The 8,797-nt window shown below is 49.2% G+C and carries 10 protein-coding genes; all 10 read left to right on the forward strand.

Features of this window, described 5'->3' with window-relative positions:
* The first annotated feature begins 52 nt into the window (after positions 1-52).
* On the forward strand, positions 53-1,186 hold the full coding sequence (locus tag DXA54_RS20915) for a site-specific integrase (protein WP_117707140.1): 1,134 nt from the start codon (positions 53-55) through the stop codon (positions 1,184-1,186).
* A gap of 204 nt (positions 1,187-1,390) precedes the next feature.
* Positions 1,391-2,089, forward strand: a complete 699-nt coding sequence (locus tag DXA54_RS20920) for a hypothetical protein (RefSeq protein ID WP_050551112.1) — start codon at positions 1,391-1,393, stop codon at positions 2,087-2,089.
* A 171-nt stretch (positions 2,090-2,260) separates the two neighbouring features.
* Positions 2,261-2,662, forward strand: a complete 402-nt coding sequence (locus DXA54_RS20925; RefSeq protein ID WP_032528634.1) for a helix-turn-helix domain-containing protein — start codon at positions 2,261-2,263, stop codon at positions 2,660-2,662.
* Positions 2,640-3,740, forward strand: coding sequence for an AAA family ATPase (locus DXA54_RS20930; protein WP_005807066.1), 1,101 nt, complete (start codon positions 2,640-2,642; stop codon positions 3,738-3,740). Before DXA54_RS20925 ends, DXA54_RS20930 begins: the two co-directional genes overlap by 23 nt.
* A 105-nt stretch (positions 3,741-3,845) precedes the next feature.
* On the forward strand, positions 3,846-4,733 hold the full coding sequence (locus tag DXA54_RS20935) for a toprim domain-containing protein (protein ID WP_120080581.1): 888 nt from the start codon (positions 3,846-3,848) through the stop codon (positions 4,731-4,733).
* A gap of 245 nt (positions 4,734-4,978) precedes the next feature.
* Entirely contained in the window at positions 4,979-5,434 is a 456-nt protein-coding gene (locus tag DXA54_RS20945) for a hypothetical protein (RefSeq protein WP_005807070.1), read from the forward strand.
* A gap of 1 nt (position 5,435) precedes the next feature.
* Positions 5,436-5,759 carry a DUF4134 domain-containing protein gene (locus DXA54_RS20950; RefSeq protein WP_005807072.1) on the forward strand — a complete coding sequence of 108 codons (324 nt, stop codon included), beginning with the start codon at positions 5,436-5,438 and terminating at the stop codon, positions 5,757-5,759.
* Positions 5,760-5,808: 49 nt separating this feature from the next.
* Positions 5,809-6,186 carry a DUF4134 domain-containing protein gene (locus DXA54_RS20955; RefSeq protein WP_005807074.1) on the forward strand — a complete coding sequence of 126 codons (378 nt, stop codon included), beginning with the start codon at positions 5,809-5,811 and terminating at the stop codon, positions 6,184-6,186.
* A 12-nt stretch (positions 6,187-6,198) separates the two neighbouring features.
* Positions 6,199-6,495: a DUF4133 domain-containing protein gene (locus DXA54_RS20960; RefSeq protein WP_007216022.1), complete on the forward strand. Its 297-nt coding sequence runs from the start codon at positions 6,199-6,201 to the stop codon at positions 6,493-6,495.
* 104 nt (positions 6,496-6,599) lie between these two features.
* Positions 6,600-8,797, forward strand: a 2,198-nt coding sequence (locus tag DXA54_RS20965; RefSeq protein WP_120080585.1) for a helicase HerA domain-containing protein, incomplete at its 3' end; no start/stop codon positions are given.

Raw genomic sequence — 8,797 nt, forward strand, 5'->3', positions numbered from 1 at the left:
TCGACCTTTATTCATATCTTTGCAACAGAAACAAAATTATGAAGGGATCGATATGCCACGAGTAAAGAAGCCTACAAAAGTAAAAGAGCCTGTCCGCCTTCGGACAAAGAAGCTGGCAGATGGAAGCCAAAGTCTGTATCTTGATATATACCGTTTCGGAAAACGAACATACGAATATCTCAAGTTGTATCTCATTCCGGAAACGGACAACAATGCCCGTCGGCAGAATCAGGCGACCATGAATGCCGCCAATGCCATCAAGTCCAAACGTATTATCGAGTTGACCAACGGCGAGGCCGGTATAGAAACCAAAGAGAGAGTTTACCTGCTTGACTGGATGAACACCTACAAGGAGAACCAGGCCAAACGTGGCAAAAAGGACGGTTATCAGATTGACATCACTATACGCATCTTGAAGGATTATGCGGGAGAACGTATGTTGATGGATCAAATAGACAAGACATTCTGCCAGAATTATCTTGACTACCTTCAGTCCGAATACCGTTCCAGAGGCAAACGAGTGTCGAATTACACACTGCATACTTATTACCGGGTATTGAACGGAGCCTTGAATGCGGCTGTCAGGGCCGAGATCATCAAGTCCAATCCTTTCACGAAAATCAGCAAGTCGGAAAAGATCCGTCTGCCTGAAAGCAAACGGTCATACATGACCATTGAAGAGGTGCGTGCATTGATCGCAACCCCGATGAAAAATGAATCCGTGAAAGGTGCCTATCTGTTCTCTTGTTTCTGCGGTCTGCGAATCAGTGATATAATCAAGCTGCAATGGAAAGATGTATTCGTTGACCGTGGACAATACCGTCTGTCGGTTTCCATGCAGAAAACCAAGGAACCGATTTATCTCCCGCTTTCCCCGGAAGCGTTGAAGTGGATGCCTGCACGTGGGGACAAAGCTCCTGATGACAATGTGTTTGACCTGCCGTCCCCAGCAATGGTCAATATTCTTATCAAACCATGGGCAAAAGCGGCGGGAATAAACAAGCGTTTTACATTCCATACGGCGCGGCACACGTTCGCGACGATGATGCTGACACTCGGAGCAGACTTATATACGACATCCAAGCTGCTCGGCCATGCTGACGTGAAAATGACACAGGTGTACGCCAAAATCATCAACCAGAAAAAGGATGATGCGGTCAACCTGGTCAACGGATTGTTTGAGTGACCAATGATATACCATATCATGTCAAATTTACAAGTAGATATTTTAAGGGCGTCATCGATGCAGATACAATCGAAAAACGATACCTTTATGATGATATATTATTATAAACCAATAAAATGTAAATCGACATGACAAGAGCTGACATCAGCCTTCTCTCTTTTTGAGGGGAGCAAACACCCGCATCACATTGAAGCGGCACAGGACGTGGCGGAAGAACTTTTCGCCCTGCTTACCGAAGCAAAAACAGTTTATCTCCAGGAGGTCAAAATCTACGGCAAACAGTATTGCCGTTATGTGGAGGATTTCGTGAACAGTCACCGGTATATTGACTGCAACAATGCTGTCTGCCGGAACTGCCACGAAATGAACATCCACATCGTCAAGGGACTGCTGACTGACTGTCCCCACCTTATCCAACCGCTTTTTTCCGCCCCGAGCCTTTCTTTCGAGGAGTGCATGGAACTGAAGCGGAAGTATGACACATCGGAACTGGCATCCTCCGATTGTAATCCGGCAAAGTTTTCATTTCTTTCTTTTGACTGCAGCCTTTCACGCGAACAACTGGCCGGTATCGTTTCTTGCGCCAACACTTATCATCTGTTCTGCTCTTCCGTAACCATTGACGACATGGAATCTCTCTTCTCCTGCAAGAGAGGTTTCAGCCTTCGGGTGAACAGCGTGCGCCGTGTGGCTATCCTGTTCGATGCCCTTCTTGAGCATTCCTTTATTCAGGCCCAATGGCAGACAGTTCTCAGCAAGGGAAAATTTCTGCGGACCAAGGACGGGAAAGGATTCGTTTCAGCCACGAGTCTTTCATCCGCGTTGTCTGCCATGCGAAACGGCATGACGTCGGCGGCCTACGCAATCAAGCGGACCGTCGATGAACTGAGGTGGTGCCAATAAGTGCAAAAAAATAAAGCATGTGAAAGGTAAAAGCGTGATAGTTGCCGTGATACGTGGCAACTATCACGGTATAAATTTCCGTCAAGCAATTCACTTGTCCTACCTTTGACTACAGTTAGCGCTATATGACGGAAAGCATGCTTCCATTGTCTAATTTTTAATCAATGTCTTATGCAGAATAGTAACAGATTGACATTCATGGAAAGGTTGAGCGAACGGCTCACGGCCCTTGAAGCGATTATCCGGAAACTGGAGCCGGTCGAGAGCTTTCTGGAACGGGTGGAATTGCTGGAAAAGAACATTTACGCGACCAAAAAGGTCTTTACTTTTTCGGAAGCCTGCATGTACATCGGGGTATCAGAAAGTATGCTGTATAAACTTACGGCCAACAAGGAGATTCCTCACTACAAGCCTCGCGGCAAGATGATCTACTTTGCCAAGGAGGAACTGGACGAATGGCTCCTGCAGAATCATGAACTTGCCGTCGATGATGCCACGCGGATGGCACACGAGGCGGCAGCAGTACAACCCTTCTTAAACGAGAAACGCCATGGAAAACGAAAGAAGAACTGACCAGAAGACGGGAATGGGATTGGAAGAGACGCGTCTGTCAGATATTCTTTCAGCTTCCCAAATCAAGGCGACGGATACATACGAGACCCCGCCGCAAATTATCTGGATTGACAATTCGACCATAGCGACTCTCGGCAATTTCAGTGCATCGACCGGCAAGGCAAAATCCAAGAAGACATTCAATGTCTCCGCCCTTGTCGCCGCTTCCCTGGCAGGAAAGCAGGTGCTGAACTACCGGGCGCATCTGCCGGAAGGCAAACGCCGGATCCTGTATGTCGATACCGAGCAGAGCCGCTATCATTGTCACACGGTGCTGGAACGTATTCTGCGGTTGGCCGGGCTTCCTACCACAGCAGACAGCGAGAACCTTGATTTCATCTGCCTGCGGGAGTATTCTCCGACAGTCCGTATAAGTGTGATAGACTATGCCCTGCGTCAGGGTAAAGGTTACGGGCTGGTTATCATTGACGGTATCCGCGACCTTATGCTGGACATCAACAGCACCAGCGAATCGGTGGAGGTAATCAACAAAATGATGGAATGGTCCTCTCGTTACGACCTGCATATCCATTGCGTGCTGCACCTGAACAAAGGGGACAACAATGTACGAGGCCATATCGGTACGGAGATGAGCAACAAGGCGGAAACAGTACTGGTCATCAGCAAATGCAACGAGAATCCGTCTGTCAGTGAAGTCCATGCCCTGCATATCCGGGAAAAGGAGTTCAAACCCTTCGCGTTCACCGTGGACGACAACGGGCTCCCGGTCATCGCCGAAGGGCACACGTTCGGTGACACCCCGAAACCCAGGCAACGGACAAGCTTTACGGAGCTGAGCATCGAGCAGCACCGGGAAGCCCTTTCCGCTGCCTTTGACGGCAAACCCATCAGGGGCTTTGAGAATGTACTGCAACGTCTGATCGCCTCTTATGAAAACATAGGCTTCAAACGTGGCCGCAGTGTCATGATAAAACTGCTGCAGTACCTGACGGACAACCTTAAACTTGTTGTCAAGCAGGACAAGCTGTTCTACTATGACATGACCCCCGCGGAAGCAAGGCTTTTTGATGAAGAATGAAGCCGGGCGCGGGCATATATATTTCAGTTTACTTTAGTATGTATATATATAGGGAATAAAACTAAACTAAACCATTTCCGTGTGAACAAGTGAAAGAAAACAGCCATGACTATAGAAGAAGCAAAACAGGTACGCATAGTGGACTTCCTGGCGCAGCTCGGCCACCATGCGCAATACGTTAAATCGGATCAGTACTGGTATCTCTCGCCGTTAAGGGATGAACAGTCGCCGTCGTTCAAGGTAAATGACCGGTTGAACGAATGGTATGATTTTGGGGCGGCCACCGGAGGCGACCTCGTGGAATTGGGTAAATACCTTTACCAGACTGAAAGTGTAAGCGAGGTACTGGCATACATCGGGCGGCATTCCAGCGATATGCCTTTGCCGAAAGTCCGTTTCCAGGCTCTTCCGCCCCGTCCCGTGGAATCGGATATGAAAAATCTGATTGTCGTCCCGTTACGGCATCACGCGTTATACTCTTACCTTCAGTCCCGGAAAATAGATGCTGACATAGGACGTATGTTCTGCAAGGAAATCCATTATGAATTGCGTGACCGGCATTATTTTGCCCTCGCGTTCGGTAATGTTTCGGGCGGATATGAAATGCGCAACGCCTATTATAAAGGATGTATCAAGAACAAGGACATCTCCCTGATCGGACATCAGTGCGGAGAGATACAGCAACGGGTCTGCGTGTTCGAGGGGTTCATGGACTTTCTGTCTTACCTGACATTGAAGCAGTCATGCAACTGGACCATTTGTATAGACCAGCCTTGCGACTACCTTATCATGAACTCCGTAAACAACCTGAAAAAGGCATTGATGTACCTGCAGAGATACCTGCATATACATTGTTATCTCGACAACGACCTTGCCGGGCAAAAGACCGTGGAAACCATAGCCGGACTATACGGCGAACGGGTCAGCAACGAAGCTGTCCGATATAGCGAATACAAGGATCTGAATGATTGCTTGCGAGGCAAGAAACGCTGACCTAAAAATGCGAATCTGCCAATGGAAGCCCTCCTGAACGGAGGGCTTTTTTTTATGCCCTGACTTCTACATTTTTTCCGTTCATTAAGGCGATATAGTACGATTTTATAGTACGATTTTCAAAATCGATATAAATCTTGTAAAGAAAACATCCGTTTAATACACAATTATTTCGTAGTTCGGAATTCTCCTTTTTTATTTGTGAAATCAAACTAATACAAAATTCAATATCCATACTAAAAGATATGAGATCATATTTCATTTTTGCCATTGTTCTGACGGTCGCGTACCTCATTTATTACGCGGTCATCATTATGCAGGATCTCTATGGAAAAAGGAGAACCGGCAAGACAGAGGAGGAAGTTTTCGACCTCGGCACACTGGAGGACGAAGAGAGTGTTGCCGTGAGCGAGAGTGAAACCGGGTTCCGTGTCGGCAACGAGCAATACGATACTGAAACAGCATCAGGCGGCGATTCTGCCACCGACCAGAAGCCGGCGGACAAAAAGCCGGAGACAAAGGAGACCCCGGAAGAAAGACTGGAGCGTCTCAAAGCCAAGGCGGAGGAAAAGATGGAGGAAACCACGCCCTACCTGTCTGATGGCTTCAGTGCAGATGAAATGTACAAGGCGATGCTTTCCAGGGGCAAACTGGAAAATCGTCCGGAGATGGCCTGGAAACCAATTAAAGACAAATTGTAGCATGTCGATTAAGCAAAAGATAGTATGCCTGTTAATTCTTGTACCCTATGCGGCTTTCGCCAAGAGCGGCAGCGTGAACTACAGCTGGGGAGCGGATGCGCTGGCCACGATGCACGACTTCGTGGTCACGATGATGCTGTATGTCCTGTATATATGCTACTCCATCGCATCCGTTCTGGTCATCGTGTCCGCCTTCCAGATCTACATCAAGATGAACACTGGAGAGGACGGTATCGTCAAATCCTTTTTATCGCTGCTTGGCGCGTGCCTGTTCATCATCGGGGCCTCCATCGTACTTCCGGCATTTTTCGGTTATCGCATATAAGGCTGTTTAACAATCCAATACATAAATATTAACTCAAAAACGATCAAGTATGTTTCAGAAAGTAAAACAAATGTGCCGAAAGGCAAAAGGATTCATCCAAGGTGTTTCCACCAAAGTGAAGATGCTTGCACTCACTTTGTTCTCTGGTACCACGGCAATGGCCCAGAGTACGGCCGGCGACTATTCAGCCGGTACTACCGCACTTTCTACCGTGGCGGAGGAAATTGTCAAGTATGTACCAGTCATGGTCAAGCTCTGCTATGCCATCGCCGGTGTAGTCGCCATTATCGGCGCCATCTCCGTTTACATCGCCATGAACAACGAAGAGCAGGATGTCAAAAAGAAGATCATGATGGTGGTTGGTGCATGTCTTTTCCTGATTGCAGCAGCACAGGCTCTTCCTTTGTTTTTCGGCATTGACGCATAAAAGTACCGAGGGATGAAAAGCAAGGAAACACGTTATCCGGACTATCCGCTGTTCAAGGGGCTGCAACGTCCTCTTGAAGTGATGGGATTGCAGGGCCGCTACATCTATTGGGCGGCAGGAACGGCAGGCGGAGCCATCGCGGGCTTCATAGCCGTTTACTGCCTTGCCGGATTCGTGGCCGGGCTGGCCGCGCTGACAGTCATTCTGTCGGTGGGCATCGTGCTAATCATCTTCAAGCAGCGGAAAGGTCTGCACAGCAAGAGAACGGACCGAGGCGTGTTCGTCTATGCCTACTCGCGTAAGGTCTGACAAAATTAAACCATCACAGCAATGTGTGGCTATATTGAATGTTGAACGCGGGTAGGTTCGTATGAGATACGGGCCTACCCCTATTTAATTGAACGAATATTGAAATGACCCTATACATTATCCTGATTTTCGTTGCCTTATGCGCGGGTATGGCCATATCCGTCCATGCGTTCGGTACCGGAGGCAAGCGCAAGCGTATCTTCCAGGACATCTATTTCTCGGTGGAAGACACGGAAGGCGTGGGTGTCCTGTACACCAAGACTGGCGAATACTCCGCCGTGCTGAAGATCGAGAATCCGGTACAGAAGTATTCGGCGAACATAGACAGCTACTACGATTTCACGCATCTGTTCTCCGCCCTTGCCCTGACCTTGGGAGAAGGTTATGCCATTCACAAGCAGGACATCTTCGTGAGGAAGCGTTTTGTCAACGAGGATACCGGGAAACAGGAGTACCTTTCTGAATCGTATTTCCGGTATTTCAAGGGAAGGGCGTACACGGACAGCATGTGTTACCTGACCATCACGCAGGAAGCCAGGAAAAGCCGCCTTTTCTCGTTCGACAACAAGAAATGGCGTGATTTCCTTGTCAAGATCCGCAAGGTACAGGACCAGTTGCGGGACAGCGGCGTGCAGGCGCGTTTCCTGAACAAATCCGAGGCAAGCGATTACGTGGACCGGTATTTCGCCATGAACTTCAAGGACCGTATCATCTCGATGACGAACTTCAAGTCGGACGACGAGAGCGTCTCGATGGGTGACAAGCGCTGCAAGGTGTACAGTCTCGTGGACGTGGACTGCATCTCGCTGCCTTCGATGATCAGACCCTATACCAATATAGAAGTGAACAACACGGAAATGCCCGTGGATCTTGTCTCGGCCATTGACAGCATTCCGAATGCCGATACAGTGGTCTATAACCAGGTCATCTTCCTTCCCAACCAGAAGCGTGAACTATCGCTGCTGGACAAGAAGAAGAACCGGCACGCGAGTATTCCCAACCCGAGCAACCAGGCAGCGGTCGAAGACATAAAACGTGTACAGGAGGTGATTGCCCGCGAGAGCAAGCAGCTCGTGTACAGCCATTTCAACCTTATAGTGGCCGTGTCCGGCGATACGGACCTGCAGAAGTGTACGAATCATCTGGAGAACGCTTTCGGTAGAATGGGAATCCATATTTCCAAACGAGCCTACAACCAGCTGGAGCTGTTCGTCGGCTCGTTCCCGGGCAACTGCTACAGCCTGAATGAAGAGTATGACCGGTTCCTGACCCTATCGGACGCGGCGATGTGCCTGATGTACAAGGAACGTGTGCAGCACAGCGAAGACACCCCGGTGAAAGTCTATTACACTGACCGCCAGGGAGTGCCTGTCGCCATCGACATCACCGGCAAGGAAGGCAGACAGAAGCTGACGGACAACTCGAACTTTTTTGCCCTCGGGCCGAGCGGTTCCGGGAAATCCTTCCACATGAACTCTGTTGTGCGCCAGCTGCACGAACAGGGTACAGACATCGTAATGGTCGATACCGGAAACTCCTACGAGGGATTGTGCGAGTATCTGGGAGGCAAGTACATCAGCTACACGGAGGAACGCCCCATCACGATGAACCCGTTTCGTATCCACAAGGAAGAGATGAACGTGGAAAAGACCGGCTTCCTGAAGAATCTTGTCCTGCTGATCTGGAAGGGCACGCAGGGAACAGTCACGAAGACGGAAGACCGTCTGGTGGAAAATGTAATCACCGATTATTACGATGCGTATTTCAACGGCTTCGACGGCTTCACGCCCATGCAGCGGGAAGACCTGAGAAAAAGCCTCGCCATAGACGAACGCAACCGTGACGGGAACCGTGAGGAAAGCGAGCAGGAACGGAACAGCCGTATCGAGTGCATGATAGACGAAATGGAACGCAGGCGCAAGGAGTTGAAGGTGGAAGAACTCTCGTTCAATTCATTTTACGAATACTCCGTCCAGCGTATTCCGGACATCTGTCACGAGAACCACATTTCGGGCATAGACCTCTCGACTTACCGCTACATGATGAAGGACTTCTACAGGGGCGGCAACCATGAAAAGACCCTGAACGAGAACATGGACAGTTCGCTGTTCGACGAGACCTTCGTGGTGTTCGAGATTGACAGTATAAAGGATGATCCGCTGCTGTTCCCGCTTGTCACGCTGATAATCATGGACGTGTTCCTGCAGAAGATGCGAATCAAGAAGAACCGCAAGGTGCTTGTCATCGAGGAAGCCTGGCTGCGACATGTAAGTCTTGTATATGATTGTTTAACATTCCATTC

The sequence above is a fragment of the Bacteroides sp. OF03-11BH genome, assembly GCF_003604005.1.
GTDB lineage: Bacteria > Bacteroidota > Bacteroidia > Bacteroidales > Bacteroidaceae > Bacteroides > Bacteroides ovatus.

Coding starts and splice junctions, on each gene's coding strand:
- DXA54_RS20915 (WP_117707140.1), top strand. CDS start 53: ATGCCACGAGTAAAGAAGCCTACAAAAGTAAAAGAGCCTGTCCGCCTT.
- DXA54_RS20925 (WP_032528634.1), top strand. CDS start 2,261: ATGCAGAATAGTAACAGATTGACATTCATGGAAAGGTTGAGCGAACGG.
- DXA54_RS20930 (WP_005807066.1), top strand. CDS start 2,640: ATGGAAAACGAAAGAAGAACTGACCAGAAGACGGGAATGGGATTGGAA.
- DXA54_RS20935 (WP_120080581.1), top strand. CDS start 3,846: ATGACTATAGAAGAAGCAAAACAGGTACGCATAGTGGACTTCCTGGCG.
- DXA54_RS20945 (WP_005807070.1), top strand. CDS start 4,979: ATGAGATCATATTTCATTTTTGCCATTGTTCTGACGGTCGCGTACCTC.
- DXA54_RS20950 (WP_005807072.1), top strand. CDS start 5,436: ATGTCGATTAAGCAAAAGATAGTATGCCTGTTAATTCTTGTACCCTAT.
- DXA54_RS20955 (WP_005807074.1), top strand. CDS start 5,809: ATGTTTCAGAAAGTAAAACAAATGTGCCGAAAGGCAAAAGGATTCATC.
- DXA54_RS20960 (WP_007216022.1), top strand. CDS start 6,199: ATGAAAAGCAAGGAAACACGTTATCCGGACTATCCGCTGTTCAAGGGG.